The 17,783-nt window shown below is 38.2% G+C and carries 11 protein-coding genes; 10 read left to right on the forward strand and 1 reads right to left on the reverse strand.

All coding sequences use genetic code 11. From position 1 onward, the window contains the following. The first annotated feature begins 377 nt into the window (after positions 1 to 377). The 9 genes from BCELL_RS21540 to BCELL_RS06535 all read left to right on the forward strand — a co-directional run bounded on the left by BCELL_RS21540 (position 378) and on the right by BCELL_RS06535 (position 15,441). Positions 378 to 5,375: a glycosyl hydrolase gene (locus BCELL_RS21540; RefSeq protein WP_013487885.1), complete on the forward strand. Its 4,998-nt coding sequence runs from the start codon at positions 378 to 380 to the stop codon at positions 5,373 to 5,375. 355 nt (positions 5,376 to 5,730) lie between these two features. Continuing rightward, positions 5,731 to 7,179: an SEC-C domain-containing protein gene (locus tag BCELL_RS06500; protein ID WP_013487886.1), complete on the forward strand. Its 1,449-nt coding sequence runs from the start codon at positions 5,731 to 5,733 to the stop codon at positions 7,177 to 7,179. A gap of 71 nt (positions 7,180 to 7,250) precedes the next feature. After that, positions 7,251 to 7,724 carry a UPF0158 family protein gene (locus BCELL_RS06505; protein ID WP_013487887.1) on the forward strand — a complete coding sequence of 158 codons (474 nt, stop codon included), beginning with the start codon at positions 7,251 to 7,253 and terminating at the stop codon, positions 7,722 to 7,724. Positions 7,725 to 7,950: 226 nt separating this feature from the next. Next, positions 7,951 to 8,652: a DUF421 domain-containing protein gene (locus tag BCELL_RS06510; RefSeq protein WP_013487888.1), complete on the forward strand. Its 702-nt coding sequence runs from the start codon at positions 7,951 to 7,953 to the stop codon at positions 8,650 to 8,652. A 661-nt stretch (positions 8,653 to 9,313) separates the two neighbouring features. Next, the gene (locus BCELL_RS06515) at positions 9,314 to 9,760 is read left to right on the forward strand and encodes a pyridoxamine 5'-phosphate oxidase family protein (RefSeq protein ID WP_013487889.1); all 447 of its coding nucleotides are present in this window, start codon (positions 9,314 to 9,316) and stop codon (positions 9,758 to 9,760) included. Between the two features lie 273 nt (positions 9,761 to 10,033). After that, positions 10,034 to 11,362, forward strand: a complete 1,329-nt coding sequence (locus BCELL_RS06520) for an efflux RND transporter periplasmic adaptor subunit (protein WP_013487890.1) — start codon at positions 10,034 to 10,036, stop codon at positions 11,360 to 11,362. A 46-nt stretch (positions 11,363 to 11,408) separates the two neighbouring features. Continuing rightward, positions 11,409 to 14,540 carry an efflux RND transporter permease subunit gene (locus BCELL_RS06525; RefSeq protein ID WP_013487891.1) on the forward strand — a complete coding sequence of 1,044 codons (3,132 nt, stop codon included), beginning with the start codon at positions 11,409 to 11,411 and terminating at the stop codon, positions 14,538 to 14,540. 169 nt (positions 14,541 to 14,709) lie between these two features. Further along, complete coding sequence (locus tag BCELL_RS06530; RefSeq protein WP_013487892.1) at positions 14,710 to 15,093, forward strand: hypothetical protein; 384 nt, start codon at positions 14,710 to 14,712, stop codon at positions 15,091 to 15,093. 84 nt (positions 15,094 to 15,177) lie between these two features. Further along, positions 15,178 to 15,441, forward strand: coding sequence for a hypothetical protein (locus BCELL_RS06535; RefSeq protein WP_013487893.1), 264 nt, complete (start codon positions 15,178 to 15,180; stop codon positions 15,439 to 15,441). A gap of 169 nt (positions 15,442 to 15,610) precedes the next feature. Here BCELL_RS06535 and BCELL_RS23165 read toward each other — a convergent pair whose 3' ends face one another. After that, positions 15,611 to 15,733: a hypothetical protein gene (locus BCELL_RS23165; RefSeq protein WP_013487894.1), complete on the reverse strand. Its 123-nt coding sequence runs from the start codon at positions 15,731 to 15,733 to the stop codon at positions 15,611 to 15,613. 423 nt (positions 15,734 to 16,156) lie between these two features. On the opposite strand from BCELL_RS23165, the gene BCELL_RS06540 reads away from it, so the two are divergent. Further along, positions 16,157 to 17,521, forward strand: a complete 1,365-nt coding sequence (locus tag BCELL_RS06540; protein WP_013486809.1) for an IS1182 family transposase — start codon at positions 16,157 to 16,159, stop codon at positions 17,519 to 17,521. Positions 17,522 to 17,783 lie beyond the last annotated feature (262 nt).

Consider the following 17,783-nt stretch of genomic DNA (forward strand, 5'->3'; position numbering starts at 1 on the left):
TAGAGTGAGATTATGTTGTAACTACTCAACAGAACAACCTTATTAATTTCCCAAAATTCTTGGTGAGATGCTATAACTAATAGCATTTACCATACTGGAATGAATTTATTATTTTGATAAATTCGAAAGCGCTTTGGTGTCCATTACAAATGTTATTTTTTCACGAGTTCTTTAACTTAAGCACGAATACATTTAACGTAAGTGTTGAATAAAATTTCAATTATGTTTTCTTGTAAGTGTTTTCATGATAATATTATTTTGATATAATATTAACAGCGTGGACATATGAAGATTGCTTGTCCAACTGTTGAATATAAAACCTACTTTGAAATGGAGGGTAGTGAAGAAACTAAAATTATCTTTGGAGGTTAGTGTACATGGGGAAAACTATGAAACAATTGAAAAGGCTTACAGCAATGATGCTAGTTTTTATCCTATTGATAGGTACATCTTTTACTAATGTAAACATTGCTTACGGTGAGTCAAGTAATTTTGAATATCGGACGACATTAGAAGGAACAAGCTTTGTTGGTCCACAGGATGAAATTTTTAAAACAGCAAACATAGAAGGTGCTGTTCCAACGAACAAATGGTGGAGCTCTGCTATTTGGAATGAACATTCTAGTGCAATGTATCCACATCCATACTCTGTTCGCGCTTATGAAAGCGGTTTGGGAGTATCTTACCCAGACGTTGATGTCGTTAATCATGATAATTATCCTGATGTAGACACATTAATGATCGATGCTCGCTATGACGAAGCTGACTTAGTCATTGGTGGTGAAGGTTTAACATCCAATGAAGCTTTAGTAGATGGGTACGGTGATTGGACAATTGATCTTCTTTTTGAGAATGACGACCAATCCCAATCAATGACAACTACTACAGGATTAGGTGTTCCTTATATTTATGTAAACTATGAAAATACTGTTCCAACGATAGATTTAAATGGTGATGGCACTGTCTGGAGCGGTGACGATGGACAAGACCACGTGCTTGGTTTGACAATCAATGATCGTCACTATGGAATTTTTGCACCGACAGGCACAACTTGGAGTGGAATCGGTGATTCTACATTAGTTGCTGATTTACCTGAAGGAAGCGACTACTTATCCGTTGCTTTACTACCAGATAATGCACAATCAACGTTAGATTTATTTTCAGAACATGCTTATACATTTGTTACAAATACGGTAGCAGATTTCACGTATGATGAAAATACAAGTAAGGTCACAACTACATTCCATGTTGAAACTGATGTGAAGGAAGGAAGTAGCACTGAAACAATCTTTGCTCTTTATCCACATCAATGGAACAACACGAATGACACTTATTCAGATGAACTAAAATATCATTCTCCACGCGGTACAATGAAAACGCTTATAGGCGAGAGCTTCACAACGGAAATGACATATAACGGTATTATGCCGCATTTGCCAAATTCGAATGTTGATGAAGAATTACTTCAAGATTTATTTAACGATGTAATGAATAGTCAAAATGCCGAATTTAGAGCTGGACCAGAAGAGCCTTTTGGAACTTACTGGTACGGGAAAAACTTCGGAAGAATTTCACAATTATTACCTATTGCTCGTTCTTTAGGTGATGACGATGCTGCAGAAGCACTTATTGCAGAAATGAATGATGTGTTTGATCTTTGGTTTGATCCAAGCGGAGACAACTTTTTCTACTATAATGATAACTGGGGAACTTTAATCGGTTATCCAAACGGACATGGTGCCGGTGAGTGGTTAAATGACCATCACTTCCACTTTGGTTATTGGGTATATGGAGCAGCTATGATGGCACTCGATGATAGTAGCTGGTTAGATAACGAACCGAGAGCTGAAATGGTTGAATTAATGCTTCAAGATTATGCAAACTGGGATCGTGAAGACGATAAATTCCCATATTTAAGAAACTTTGAACCATATGCGGGACATGCTTGGGCATCTGGTAATGCAACTGATTTAGGTGATATTCAGCCAGGTAATAACCAAGAATCTTCCTCTGAGTCTATTAACGCATGGGCTGCGATGATTATGTGGGGAGAAGCGACTGGGAATCAAGAGATTTTAGAAACAGGTATCTATTTATATACGACAGAAGTAGAAGCGATTAATCAATATTACTTTGATATTGAAGGTGAAAACCTACCAGAAGAGTATCCGTATGGATATGTTCCGATGCTATTCTCATCTGGAGCAGAATATAGAACGTGGTGGACTACTGGAAAAGAAGAAACGCACGGTATTAATATGTTACCAATTACTGCGGCATCTTTCTATTTAGGTCAAAGTCCAGAATATGTTCGCGCCAACTACGACATGATGATTGATCAAAAAGGTGGGGGACAAGAGACAACTTGGCGAGATATCATTTGGATGTACCAAGCATTAGCCGATCCAGATGTTGCGATGGATAAGTTTATGACTCAAATTGATACGTATGGCGCTGAGTTTGGTCATAGTAAGCCACACACGTATCAATGGATTTCTAACTTAACAGAGTGGGGCCATGTTGACACAACAGTAACAGCTGATACTCCTTTCTATTCTGTTTTTGATAATGAAGGTGTGAAAACATACCTTGCATATAATGGAAGCGGAGAAGAAAAGACAGTTACGTTCACTGATCATGGTGGAAATCCTACAGTTGAATTAACTGTACCAGCGGGTTCTACAGCTACTACGGTTAGAAATACAAATTTAGAAGATGTTGATTTACCAGATCTTGTAGTGAAGGATATTACTTGGCAACCGAGCAACCCTCATCCTGGTGATAACGTTACTTTCCAATTAGTCGTTCAAAACCAAGGATATGCTGAAGCGAAAAATGACGATGATTCTGTTGGAATGGTTATTAGTGTTGAAGGCTATGAAGGTGGCCCTGAAGATAATCCAGAATTAATTGGCTGGGGCGGAGTAAGTGATCCAATACCACCTGGTGAGACAGTAACGATGACGTTACGTGGTGACTGGGAATCTCCAGCGACGAGCTGGCAAGCAGAGCTTGGTACACACAATGTAATCGGTCATGTTGATAACCAAGATGATATTGATGAAGTAAATACAGATAACAATGTTATTGAGAAAGAAATTGTTGTAACAGAGGCACCGGCAACAAATGAACTGTATGTGAGAGACTTAGGTTCACTACCAGTTCAATCACTTTCAATTTCACAAGGTAGTGGTACTGAAAGTGCTGAATTACCAACTAATGGAGACCCACTAACATATGTCGTTAGAGATATTTCAGGTGAGCATATTCCTGGAGATGATAGTGCGTACTCGATTTATGTAGATGCAGGTACAGATGAAGGAATGACTGTTCAAGCTGACATCTCATTTGATTTCGAAGGCGATGGTGAGTGGGATAAAGTAGTATCGTCTAATATCACAGCTTTAGATGCCTCAGAAGGCTGGGAAGCGATTGACTTTAGTTCTGCTGACGTAGAAGGATCATTTACGGACCTTGTTAATGGAAAAATTCAAGTGGAAGTAAGCGTAGTAGATGGAGATGGAACGGTTGACTTAAAAGTGAATGCGCAAGATTCTCCATCAAAGCTACAGCTACCTTATGAAACGTTAGTAGTTGATAGAAAAGCGGACCTTACAATTAATGAAGTTTGGTTAGACCCTGAAAATCCTGAAACAGGTGAAAACATTCGTTTTAACGCTTCTGTAACGAACTTAGGTGAGCGCGTAGCAGCAGATGGGAACGGTGCTGTAGGTATCGAATTTGTTGTTTATAAGGATGGCTCCCAAGTAGATGCAACATGGGGTTGGATTACTTACCAAATTGATCCAGGTGAAACAGAAGTATTAGCAAATCTTGGTGGTCAAGGACCAGCACTAAGTCTTGATGCACCAGGTGAGTATACGGTAGTAGCACATGTAGATAATCAAAATCAAATTAGTGAGTATAACATTGACAATAATCAGTTTGAGTATACCTTTGTAGTTGAAGGAGACGCAGATGATAGTGATACTCCGTCTGATCCAGATACACCATCTGATCCAGGTCAAGATAAAGAATGGGAAGAGGTTGGAGAAAACCTTCTTTCTAATGGTTCATTCGAAAATGGATTAGAGAATTGGGCTACTCATAATCAAGGAGACCATGAAGGTGGTGCTGGTCTAGCATCCTTCATAGTAGAAAACGATCAGCTTGAAATTGAAGTAGAACAAGTTGGTTGGGACTGGTGGCACATTCAACTTTTCCAAGAGGATGTTGAAGTACCAAGTGGAACGTATAAAATTGAATTTGACATGAGCTCTGAAGAAGAGAGACCAGTGTATGTTGAACTAACAGGCTCTGGAACAGGAATACAAGAGTTTGAAGTAGATGCTTCGATGACAACGTATGAAACGGTTGTACAAGTTGATGATGAGGGTAGCTACAACCTGTTGTTTGGCTTAGGAAGAAACTCTGGCGATCCAGAACCAGAAACTCCTTATACTATTACTTTAGATAATGTAAGGCTAGTAGAAGTACAAGAAGTTGAAGGAACTGACCCAGTGGAGCCAGCTCCAGAAGTTGATGTAGAAAGTGGCGTATCTACTCCAGTTTTCGCTAATCAAGTAGTTAAGTTACAAGATACTAACGCATCCATTAAAATGCCTGAGAACTTACCAGAAGGTACAACGATTTCTATTGAGCTAGATGATAGATCTACTGAAGGACTAGTAAAAGCTGGTGATGTGGTTAAGGTAAACCTTGAATTACCAGAAGGCTTTGATGAAGCGCTAGAATATGAGTTAACGTTATCTTATGATGACCAATACGAAAGTGTTGCAATCTACTACTATAACGAAACGAATGAAGAGTGGGAGTATGTTGGTGGTGACATGAACCAAGATACAAATACAATCACTGTATCTGTAGACCACTTCTCAACTTATGGTGTTTTTGAAATTACCGAAGAGCAAGAAAAGATTCATGAGTTAGAAGAGATTATTGCAGACCTACAAGATAGAATTTCAGAGTTAGAAGATAGCTCAGATATTGTTGAACTAGAACTAAGAGTAGCAGAATTGGAAGGTCAATTAGTTGCTCTTCAAGCGCAATATAGTGACCTAGAAGATTTCGTTGCTGAGCTAGAGCAACGTATAAGTGACTTAAGAAGTGAACTAGAAGAACTAAAAGAGGATATCTCCGAGTCAACAGAATCAGGAGATAATGGAACTGTATCTGATGAAGATGGTACAGAGGAAGACACAGAGTCAGAGGAGTCGTCTAAAGAAGAAGGTTCTAAAGATGGCGATGAGCTTCCTGACACTGCAACAAACGCATATAACTATTTAATGGTAGGTATGTTATTACTATTAATCGGTGGCGTTACATTCTTCATAAGAAGAAAGCAGTTAGGATAAGGCTAATGGGGACGGTTCTGGCTTGCCAGAACCGTCCTTATTTTTAATGTATTAAAGGGTTTCCTATTAACTAATTAAATGTTAATAAAATGGCGATACTCACTTCATATCCAGACTTATAATAGAATTTCAAAGTGATTACGGCAACTTTACATAAAAACTTAGAGGGGGATTCAAAAGGGTGTTTTACCTTGTTGAATCCCCTTTATTATCCCTCTTCACCTCAAGGATGTAGAACATTGTCGGCTAATGAGAACCGTCCCCGCTGACCAAACCAGTCGATAGCGTTATATCTATATCTTTTTTTTGGTATTATTATACTTAGAAGGTAGATATTGAGGAGGTGGTGTTAATCATGAGTAAGCGAAATCAGAAATGTCCTTGTGGAAGTGGTAAAAAGTATAAGCATTGCTGCAATGTGATAGATATACATAGGCAAAAAGAAGAAAATTTTTATGAGCAGAAGGATGTCCTAGTAAGAATGATGACAGATTTTGTTTGGGGTAAGTGGAGTCCACGTGATCACGAACGGATGCAATCCATTTTTCAAATAAAAACTGGAAATAAACTTAGTGATGATGAACAACCAATGCTGTTTCATTTCTTTAGCTTATTTATGCATCGCTATGAAAATGGCCTTCGAGGGGTAGAGTGGTTTTGGAAAGACCGCGGAGTGCGCTTAGATAAAAATTTAAGAGCAATTGCGAAAAATTGGCCGAAATTAAATTTTCACCTCGTGCAATGTATTGAAAAGTCCGGTGATATCGTACTATTTCAAGATGTTATAACGAATAAAACATATCCTGTTGCGAATATAGAAAAAAATGTACCAAAAAATTTGACTTTATTAGATGGAACAATAGGCTTGCTAGAATTACATAATAACAAATACTACTTTAATGGAGTGCGAGTAATTCAGGGGCCGCATGAAGTTGCAGAAGCGAAGCGAAAAATAGGGTCGCTCATGAAGGAAACGGGACTAAGCTATGAGGAGGTATTAATGGAATATCCGCTCGAAGTATTAATGGTAATGTTAAATTATCAACATTGGAACTTCAAAAGAAAGGATATTCCACTTTTAGAAGAGCTTGGTTTAGAGCACCTACCAGCATACGCAGAAGACTTTTTTCTATTTTACAAAGAGAAAACAGCTGGGAAAAAGGCGAATACAATTAGGAAATACCGCGAGAGCTTGTATGAATTAAATGAAGTTTTAAAGAGAAATCATTTTCTTCATTTAGATGATGTACAGCCTGATGAGTGGGCGAGGCTACTTTCAAAGGACTATTTTGAATTGTTTGAGACAATGACAAAAACACAAATAACAGATTTAATTAGTGTGTTGAATGCATTCGTAAAGTGGCACAAAAGTAATAACAAGTCGAAGTTATGGAACGGTCTAAGTGAATTTCTGAATAACGAGGAAGTCCAATTCCTCCATGCTGTACAATTCCAAAATTCATTTTTCCCTAACCGAGGCTCTTATAAGATGAATGAGTTTGTAAAAATGCTAAAAGGTGATATAACGCCTGATAGTGAGAAGGAAGAAGGGGTATTTGAGATTATAAAGCGGAATAAACAAAGTTTTCGTGTAACAAAATGGAGTAATAAGAGCAATAAAGGAGCAGAATACACCATTTCTGGAGCGGATGTTAACATCGATTATGTAGAAGAAGGACTCATTTTTTCTGGGAAAATAGCTAAAGGGCGTATCAACATGTGGGAATTAATCGAATTAGAAAGCGTTTATCCACGAACTGCGAAGAGATTCCTTACAATCAAGGATACAGTTCGGAGCAGGTAAATGGGGGCAGTTCCGGCTTGCCAGAAGCTCCAACTCCTCATGCCGACACAAATATATAGGAGGTATTGATAATGACGAAGAAGTTAAACCTTCGAGAACTTGTAGAGCATATGGATTTTCAAATAGAAGAATTCTCTAATTATGTCAATATACAAACGGGAGAAGTCGTTTCGATTTCAAATGATATTTTACTTAAAGTTGAAGATGATGAAATTGATTTGGACAATCATCCAGAGTGGGAACATGAAATGATACATGAAGCTATCGATTTACTTGAAAATGATGGGGATTACATAGAGGTTCCTTCAAAGTATGAAATTAATGAATATGGTATTATGGAGGATTTTGCATTCAATGTGAAACCTGATAAAGTAAGTGATAAATTGTCTCGTGCCATCCAAGGGAGGGGAGCCTTTAGAAGGTTTAAAGATACAATTGATGAACTCGGAGTGACAGAGGAATGGTACAAATATAAGCGTGAACGTTTGAAAGAAATGGCAATAAAGTGGTGCCAACGGAATGGGATTGAATATAGAGAAGAATAATAGGTAATGGTTATTTTTTGATTATGAGATTTTGTATTAATTTCAGTAAGATTAGATGAAAAACCTTGTGAACAGAAGTGATGGGGGCGGTTCTCGTTTGTTAATTTGGCAAACGAGAACCGTCCCCATTAACTTATTACTAGAAAAATATAACGATAATTTTTGCTTATTTGGGAAATTTTAATCATGGAATAACAATTTATCTATTGCTGGTGGAGGACTTTAAATGACTTTTTTAGATATTTTTATTCGGACAACCGTTGCCTTTCTTGTTTTGTACATATTGTGCCGACTTCTCAATAAAAAATTGATAGCGCAAATGACATTTTTTGATTTTGTCGCAGGGATAACGATTGGATCTATTACTGCAAGTGCTATGTTACAGCCGAATACACCTCTATCTATAAGTATGGTTGGATTAGTTTTGTTTTGTATTTATACGTTTATCACGAGCGTGATTGCTATTAAAAGTCTTCGTGGGAGAAAGATTTTAGAGGATGAACCAACGTTTCTAATAGATAAGGGAAAGGTTTTAGAGAATGGGTTGAAGAAAAGCCGGATGACGATGGATAGCTTACTAACAAATTTACGGAAAAGAGGAGTTTTTTACGTTGATCAAGTTGAAACAGCTATTCTAGAAACAGATGGTACGTTATCTGTATTGAAGAAGCCGCAATATTTAGATGCCATGAAAAAGGATATTAATCAATTTCAGTCTAGTCGAGGTGTGCCACAGGCCTTTATTATCGACGGTAAGCTTTTGCAAAGCACATTAGAAATACTGGGGAAGGATAGGGAATGGGTTATGAATATATTAAAGAAAAATAGTGTGAAAAAGGTAGAAGACGTGTTCTTTGCTCAAATAGACCAGCAGGGCAATGTGTACATTGATAAAAGAGAAGATGGGAATGTTTCTTCGTTTGATTAAATAAAACTGTAGATTTTAGGGAGCGGTGGTCTTTAATCTGTGCGACTTTCTATGAATCAGGGGCGTTGTTTCGCATAACGCTCTGTTTTGCTTGTTTTAAAACTTAAATATTTAATAATTAGGGTCTGTGAAAATCTTTGAATACGAATTATGAAAAAAATTTGTACTGCATTCCCCTTCAAATTCTTTGGTTTAAGTAAAGTGAGAGCCGTTCCTATTAGCCTTTTTGGCAAACGAGAACCGTCCGGAATCAGTGAAAAAGTACTTGCAATTAGAGATCCTCCTAATAAATATAAGGTTATTAGAATATAGGGGTTGAAGAGACCTATGCAAACTCGCTTTCCGCGGGCGGCTGGTAAGCCTCCTCTATGCTGCGCATCTGCGGGGTCTTACCTCTGCCTTTACTCCCGCAGGAGTCTCGTTTGCTCCGGTCTCATCAACTCTTTCTCTAATTAGGTCCTCTGAATAATCATGCAACAATATATTAATTTTTACACTTTTTCAGCGGTCTCGAACCGTCCCCACTAGCATTATTTCTTTATTATTTGTTTTTTATATTTGGTAAACTAGTAATTGGTAAATGGTGAGGGTGTTCATGAGTTTTTACGTATTTTGAATCGAAGGAAGTAAGCTTTGCTGATATGTTAATAGGAGGAAGATAATGGATATTATAAGAGATACAGGAAGAAGTTTTGATTTGGAAACTTTTCTATTAAAGCCGTTAGTGGCGCATTTATCAACAGTAGATATTGATGTACCTAAAGATTCTCCCGTTTGGTTTTATTGGCAGGATAAAAAAATTTGGATAATTGGAACTGAGAGTGATACATTTCCGAAGAGAATACATCAGAATCCTAATTGCGCCATTGGTATTGTAGACTTTAACATAGAGACAGGATTGTTTTTACATGCAGGATTTAGAGGTAAAGCAACGGTTAAATCGTTTAACAAGAAGATTGCCAATCAATTGATATCTCGTTACTTAGGAAAAGACGAAGAACGGTGGGATCCTCGTTTTAAAAATTTGGATGATAAGAATGTGTTAATCTCATTTATCCCTGATACAGTAGTCGTCCGAGATCAATCCTATACATTGAATGAGAATTAGGACGTGGTGAGGATATTTGTTCAACTATTATAAAATGTAGCTACTCGTCTCCCCTGTGCCTAAACTGCCGCAAATGGCAATCGTCCCCATTCGCCAAATGGTTGTAAACTTTGGTATGATAAAAAATAGATTTATCACATAAGATTAAACGATAAAATGAGCATTAACAAACATTTACAGGGGCAATAGAGCTAAGTGTAGCCTACGTTTTTATATTTAGCGATGAATATACGATGGTTCTAAAGTTCTAATAGAGAAATAGGGTGGGAGAGAATGAAAGTTAATTTAAAAAGGTTAAAGGTGATAACTGTAAGTATGTTAGCTAGTACAGCTTTATTATTAGCTGGCTGTAATGGTGATGGGGAAGACGCGACAGCGCAGGCTGATTCCGAGGAAAGTGCAGCTATTTTTCCAGTGGAAATTGGGATGGTAGAAAAGGGGATATTAAGCAGTGAATCTCGTATTTCCGGAAATGTGATGGCCGAAAAGCATATGCCTGTTTTGTCAATGTTAACAGGAGAGGTTACTGAAGTTCATATTAGTAACGGAGATATAGTTGAAAAAGGTGATATATTAATTGAATTAAATGCGACGGACATGGAGCTAAATATTTCGCAGGCACGTGCAGGCTTGCAAGCGGCAGAAGCAAATTATAACAGTGCAAAATCAATGAGAGAGCAAGGAATAAAACAAGCAGAGCTTCAGTTGGAGCAGGCGGAGGATGCATACGACATGCTAGATGACATCATTAATGGGGATGGCATCGAGTCCGAGCAGGATTTAGATTTGGATAAAATACCTGAGGAGCTTCAAGAAGTTTTTACTAGAATTTTGATGAGCAATAATAATATGCCAACAGAGCGAGATCTCTCTCAGGCAGAAATGGCTGTAAAACAAGCAGAAATAGCGCTAGAACAAGCACAATCTAATGCTCAAGTAGAAGCTGCAGAAGCTTCAGTTAAGCAAGCAGAAATTTCATTGGAAATGGCTGAATCTCAAAAAACAAATGCTGTTATTACGGCACCGATGTCAGGAGAAGTAACGAACTTCAACACGATTGTCGGGGAAACTGTTTCACCACAAGCGCCACTGATGCAGCTCGTGAAGATGGATGAGCCTATCGTAAGAATAGATGTCAATGAATCAATGCTACCAAACTTAGAAGTAGATCAAGAGATTAATATTTTTATACCTTCCTATAACAAAACTTACGAAGGCGTTGTGAAATATATTAGTATTATGCCAGGCGAACAATCTCGATCTTATCCTGTAGAAATTGGGATCGTAAATCCTGATCATGATCTTCGTATTGGTATGCATGCGCAAGCGGTCTTAAATCTGGAGATTACAGAAGAGCAGCTATTAGTACCAGTTCGTGCAGTAGTTGACGAAAACGGAGAGAAATATGTGTACGTCACTTCTGATGGTGAACGTGTGGAGCAAAGGCTGATCACAATTGGAAATGAAACCTCTGATTTATTTGAAGTAGTGAGCGGTCTTCAAGAAGGAGAATTCATTGTGGAGAATGGTATCCATCAACTATATGATGGAGCTAACGTCAACGTTCGTAACGGAGAAGAGTTCGGTTTTTCCAGTAATTAATTTTCCACAAAAAAGGCTGTAAGCTGTAGGTAAACGGAGGTACACTATGAAACTTATAAAACAATCAGTAATGCGACCTGTCGGGGTTATTATCGCTGCGCTAGTCATGATCATACTAGGTAGCGTTTCCCTGTCTGGCCTAAAAGTAGATTTAATGCCAGAATTAGACTTGCCGATAGTTGCGGTGTCTACACCGTACCAAGGCGCTGCGCCTCAAGAGGTAGAAAACCTAGTTACGCGTCCACTTGAAGGGGTTTTATCATCAACAGAAGGTGTTTCCACGATTCAATCAATCTCTACACAAAATCAATCATTGATTTTATTAATGTTTGATTTTAATACCGATTTAGATTCCGTTATGCTTGATTTACGTGATCGAATTGATATGGTAAACCAATCATTACCGGACGGTGCAAGCAGTCCGACACCGATGCGATTTGATCCAAACCAAATGCCAATCATGCAAATTGGAATCTCAGCAGATATGAATTTGACTCGCTTAACGAGCATCGCGGAAGATTCCATTATTCCGCAAATAGAAAGAATTCCTGGCGTTGCTTCTGTTAATTTAACAGGTGGACAGGAGCGTGAAATCATTGTAGAGCCTGATTTAGCTTTATTACAACGGTACGGTCTTACCATCTCTCAGCTTTCACAAATTATTGGCGGGGAAAACATTAGTGCTCCTGCTGGTGAAATTGAGCGCGGCGGACAAGAAATGGCTCTTCGGATCGTTGGAGAGTTTAGAACAGTTGATGAACTTGAAAACATAAATGTGCCACTTCGGACAGGGGAAATCATAAAACTTTCCGATGTTGCTGAAGTGAGGGATACATTTAAAGAAAATACATCGTATGCTTATGTAAATGGAGAGCCAACGTTAAGCATGGATATTACGAAGCAATCTGATGCAAATACAGTGGAAGTGGCAAATGCTGTTACTAGAGAATTGGAACGATTACAGCAAAACATCACCCAAGGCGTATCTTTAACGCCAATCATGGATTCTTCCGTATTCATAACTGATTCGATCGATAGTGTGGCAGTGAATATGCTTCTCGGTGGATCAATGGCTTTACTCGTATTGCTATTGTTTTTACGAAGCTTCCGAAGTACGTTAATAATTGGATTATCCATACCAATTGCCGTTATTTCGGCATTTACGCTCCTCTACTTTGCCGGGGAAACGATCAATATTATTACGCTCGGTGGGCTAGCATTAGGGATTGGGCTATTGGTGGATAACTCGATCGTTATTTTGGAAAATATTTATAAGTTTCGTGAACGTGGCTACAGTAAAAAAGACGCAGCTATTAACGGTGCGAAGGAAGTTGCCTCCGCCGTCATTGCTTCAACAATGACAAGTATGGTTGTGTTCGTACCAATCGTGTTTACGGATGGGATTGCATCAGAGCTATTTATTCCATTAGCTTTAACGGTTGGTTTTACACTATTAGCTTCGTTAGTCGTTTCGTTAACAATCGTTCCGATGCTTTCAGGCTTGTTACTCCCAGATTTGGTACGAGCACAAGCGGAGGAGGAGCAGGCGAGAGGAATTAGGAAGATTGGTGTAGGAATTGGACACATATTAGAAAAAATAACGAATGCTTATGGAAAAGTGCTGAAATGGGCGATTAACCATAAAAGAACTGTTGTTTTATCGACAATTATTCTTTTAGTTGCTAGTCTAGGGACTGTTCGTTTGGTCGGAATGGAGCTTATCCCGGGATTTGACCAAGGGGAAATTTCTGCAAGCTTTGAAACGCCTCCAGGGACTTCCTTGGAGGAAACGAGGTTAGCTGTAGCGGAAATTGAGGAGTACTTGATTAGTTTAGATGAGGTAGAAGTTGCTTATACGACTATTGGCGGTGGCGGAATGATGGGGCAGCCAACAGGCTCGAACTCCGGTGACTTTTATATAAGGCTTGTCTCTCAAGACGAGCGGTCATTATCAACGAATGATGTCATTAGAGATTTTAGTGAATTTACAGATACGCTAGCCAATATTGATGTTAACGTATGGGCGTTTGAGAGTGGTGGAATGGGTGGCGACGCGATAAGTTTGGAAGTACGTGGTGATGACTTTGAAACACTCAATTTCATTGCTGATGACTTAAGAGATATTATTAGTGATATCCCAGGCGCAGAAAACATCACGCATTCTATGGGAGATACAAGACCTGAAATGCAGCTTCACGTGAATCGAGATCTGGCTATGCAATACGGTTTATCCTATGCAGAGATCATGGATACTGTAAGAGGAAGTGTCAGTGGTCAGGTAGCCTCGCTTATGCGTGTGGAAGGACAGGAAATAGAGATTTCTGTTATTTTACCTGAGGATTATCGCAATAATTTCGATCGTCTACAAGAGCTACCGATCTTAACACAAACGGGTGATATTGTTCCATTATCGGCGATAGCTCGATTTGAACAAGTTGAAGGACCGACAACAATCACTCGTCAAAACCAATCACGTGGAGTCTCCATTACTGGAGATATTATGGATCGGGATTTAGGTAGCGTGATTGCGGATATAGAAGAGGAATTAAACAACTATATATTTCCAGAGGGGTATGACTATAACATCGGTGGAGAATTTGAAATGATGATGGATGCCTTTACTGACTTAGTGCTTGCACTGTTATTGGCGATCTTTCTCGTGTATGCAGTAATGGCATTTCAGTTTGAGAAGGTTTTATATCCATTTATCGTCATGTTTAGTTTACCAGCAACCTTCATTGGTATTATGATAGGCTTCTTAATTACAGGAAGACCACTAAGTGCACCAGCATTTATTGGGGTCATCATGCTCTCAGGTATTGTTGTAAATAACGCAATTGTTCTAGTAGATTACATTAATAAATTAAGAGAAAGAGACTATTCAAGAGAAGAGGCCATCATTGAGGCAGGAAAAACTCGTTTACGTCCTATTCTCATGACGATGCTCACAACGGTTTTAGCCATGGTACCACTTGCAATTGGCATTGGTGAAGGAGCGGAACTACAAGCACCAATGGCGACAGTCATCGTCTTTGGATTATCCTTTGCGACATTGATCACATTACTTCTCATACCAGTAATGTACATCTACACAGATAAATTCACAGAGTGGATAAAAGGAAAATTTGGAGCAAATGAGGCGAATGGGGACGAGGCGAATGGGGACGGACCTCGTTAGCCGGCAAAAGGCTAATAGGGACGGACCTTATTAGCCAATTATGAAAGAGTAACACGTAGTTCTATTTTGTGATTTAAATGTAGTAAGACGAAGGTTCTCGTTGGACAGCTGTCATTGTTGTTAACGAGAGCCTCGTATTATTAAAGGGGTATAAGGGAGAGTAGCAATTATGAATTATACAAAACTGTTATTAGTAACATCTGCTATTTTTGGGGTTATCGGTGTGGGGATCGGTGCACATATGGCTGGATCAATGTCCTATGCATTTAGACCAATTCATGCTCATATGCTCGTTTTAGGTTGGTTAACACTTTTTGGCTGGGCAATCTACTATAAAGTTTTTCAACCAAAAAGCAAGCGATTAATGGCTTGGCATGCGTGGTCTGCAATCATTGGTGCTATAGGTTTAATAGTCGGTATGTGGTTTTATGTTCTTAACCCATTATCATTACCAAGTACATTCAACCTCATTTTTTATATAGTAGGTGGGATGTCTGTCGTTCTAAGTTTTATATTATTTCTAATTATGGCCATTCTGCAAGACACAAAGTGAAGTTGAGAAATGCAAGACGTAATGAGCGAGGTTAGATGCAGGAGATTATTGCGTCTTGTGTATATTAAGTAAGGAGCTGTTTAAATGGCGGATTTTCTACTTAAAAATGATACAGATCGTTCACGAGTGTTATTTTTAATTTTAGCTACAACAATATTTTTGTTAGGGTTTTATTTTGAAAAACCATTTTTATTCATACTAATAGCGACTGCTCTAATGCTGAATTCCAAAATGGAAAGAAGTCAAAATACATATATCAAAGTATATGGTACGGTTTTATATATCATCATTATCGCGTGGTATTTATTTCAATTTGTACTGTGGTTATATACTAGTTTCATAAAATAGAAGAATGGACTATTTGGTTTGGAGTAATTTTTGTTGAATGTTGTATGATAGAGCTTATGAATAGATTATGATAGAACTTAGATAGGAGACGAAGGATCAAAGAAAACGAAGCACAACAAGGCTATACTTGTTGTGCTTTTAACTTTCAATTAGCATCAATATATGGGATTTACTCGTCTCTACCTTCAATTTTCCCTGCTCGTGAAATAGTAGTTCTCTCTTTACCATTACTAGGCTGTGCTGCGTCCTTACTTTTAATCATATTGCGTTTAGACTTTGATTTTTTACTCACGCTATATCATTCCTTTCCTTCTATACAATTGTTCGCATATATTTTGATCTTAATCGCTCGATTTATGTATGGCTAAAAGTGGATAATTGGCTAATAGGGACGGACCTCATTTGCCAAATCCAAAGTACAGACAACATATTTAAAATCCTTTTTAGAGGTAAAGTTTATATTAAATAGTGTTTAAATCCATTGAGAAAGGTCCACCAACCTGAGCGTAGATAAAAAATGATTTATCTAAGATAGTTCGCTTCATTAGCGAATTTATTTTTCTGGAAAAAAGTCTGTATTTTTGCATTTGAATCAATTTCATAATTATTGGCCCTTATGGGCCAAGGGTTTCAGAACATGAAAAAAGGAGTACCTCCCCAAATGTCGAATTTAGTAAGTGACGAACAAACCAATTCGAATGGGAGGAAGCCCCTTATGTCTATTGTACGACAAGAGAGCCTTTTTAGCATGCAAATTTTATTTGACTTAGAACCTACCCAACGTTATGATGAGATTTTTTCAGCGATTGATATTCATCCCATCCTCACTATCGTAGTGAAAAGATCTAATTTAGGTAGACCTGTAGAATTAAACTATCCTGCAATGATTCAAGCACTCGTGGTGAGGCTTGTTGAGAGAATTCCCGAGATGCAACTCCTAGTTGAACGTTTAAACACCGACCTTAAGTTTAAGCTGGACTGTGGCTTTTTGATATCTGATCCAGTCCCTTCTGAAGCTTCATTTTCAAGGATGATTACAAAAATTAAAGATACAGACATTCTTGAAGAGGTAAACTCTCAAATAATAACTGATGCAATCAACGAAGAATATATTACAGATCCTAATATTGCGATTGACTCTGGTCACTTCGAGGCGAGAGATCAGGCTCCTTCAAAAAAAGAAGAGAAACCAAAGTCTGAGCCAAAGAAACGTGGGCGTAAATCAAAGGCCGAACATGAACAATGGTTAAAAGAGAAAGAAGCTAAGGAAGCATCCTTGTCTATTTTTGAAAAGAAAATTGAAGATCAACTAGACGTTTCTTACGATGAACTTCATGATCAAATGCCACTTCATCCTACATGGGGCGTGAAGAAAAATAGTGAAGGGAAAAATGTGTTTTGGTTTGGTTATAAAGGTCATTTAGCTGTTGATACCAAAACTCAGTTTATTCTTCATTCAATGATTTCCTCAGGTAGGCTAAACGATGGTAAAGCTGCTATACCTTTATTAAAAGGAATAGAGAGAAACTTTTCGGAACTTAGGATGATCTATGCACTAATGGATGCAGGATATGATTACGATGCAATCTATGAACAAGTCCATCGAATGAAAGGATATTCCATCATTGCTTATAACAAAAAAAATGAATCAGAGCCAATTGGGTTTGATGAAAATTTCGCTCCAACGTGTGTAAGGGAACATTCCTATCGATACGATAGCTTTGATAAAAAATACCAAACCTTAAAATACACACGTCCAAAAGAGTGTAGGGATTGTCCTCTAGCTGAAGATACATTATGCCAAAAGGTCTACAAGATAAAAATAGAGTCGGATTTACGCCGGTACAGTGCACCCGCACGCGGTTCAGTTGCCTGGAAAGATAGATTTAAGGAACGGAGTTCCGTTGAAAGGGTCATTGGATACCTAAAAGAATTCTTTCAGTTGAACAATGTAAGATATCGAACAGGAAAACGAGCTAAAGTCCATTTTGATTTGGTTACCATGGTGTACAATGGAATGAAATTAGCTAGCATGAGACTTGCTCAAAAACAATATTCAATGAATTCAGTAGCAGCTTAATCCTTTTGTAAAAGGACCAATGTTATTTTAAAACAGCGTTGATTGGAGCTGAAGGTACGAGACGCCTGCGGGAAAAGCAACAGCTGAAGATCCCGCAGGGTGGGTTTCCCGAGGAAGCTGAAGCGTTGCCCGCGGCAAGCGAGTATCCTTAAGAGGAAATCAACACAAATTTAAAGTAACTGATTTAAAAAACGATATAACTATTAATTCTGAAAGTGTTGGCTTTTTTATAAAAGTGAATTATGAAATTGATTCATTTATA

Source organism: Evansella cellulosilytica DSM 2522, from assembly GCF_000177235.2.
GTDB classification, from domain to species: domain Bacteria; phylum Bacillota; class Bacilli; order Bacillales; family Salisediminibacteriaceae; genus Evansella; species Evansella cellulosilytica.

Bases quoted from the DNA above. Each gene is read 5' to 3' on its own strand.
- BCELL_RS06535 (WP_013487893.1), top strand. From the start codon at position 15,178: ATGGCGGATTTTCTACTTAAAAATGATACAGATCGTTCACGAGTGTTA.
- BCELL_RS06510 (WP_013487888.1), top strand. From the start codon at position 7,951: ATGACTTTTTTAGATATTTTTATTCGGACAACCGTTGCCTTTCTTGTT.
- BCELL_RS06540 (WP_013486809.1), top strand. From the start codon at position 16,157: ATGTCTATTGTACGACAAGAGAGCCTTTTTAGCATGCAAATTTTATTT.
- BCELL_RS06520 (WP_013487890.1), top strand. From the start codon at position 10,034: ATGAAAGTTAATTTAAAAAGGTTAAAGGTGATAACTGTAAGTATGTTA.
- BCELL_RS06530 (WP_013487892.1), top strand. From the start codon at position 14,710: ATGAATTATACAAAACTGTTATTAGTAACATCTGCTATTTTTGGGGTT.
- BCELL_RS06500 (WP_013487886.1), top strand. From the start codon at position 5,731: ATGAGTAAGCGAAATCAGAAATGTCCTTGTGGAAGTGGTAAAAAGTAT.
- BCELL_RS06515 (WP_013487889.1), top strand. From the start codon at position 9,314: ATGGATATTATAAGAGATACAGGAAGAAGTTTTGATTTGGAAACTTTT.
- BCELL_RS06505 (WP_013487887.1), top strand. From the start codon at position 7,251: ATGACGAAGAAGTTAAACCTTCGAGAACTTGTAGAGCATATGGATTTT.
- BCELL_RS06525 (WP_013487891.1), top strand. From the start codon at position 11,409: ATGAAACTTATAAAACAATCAGTAATGCGACCTGTCGGGGTTATTATC.
- BCELL_RS21540 (WP_013487885.1), top strand. From the start codon at position 378: ATGGGGAAAACTATGAAACAATTGAAAAGGCTTACAGCAATGATGCTA.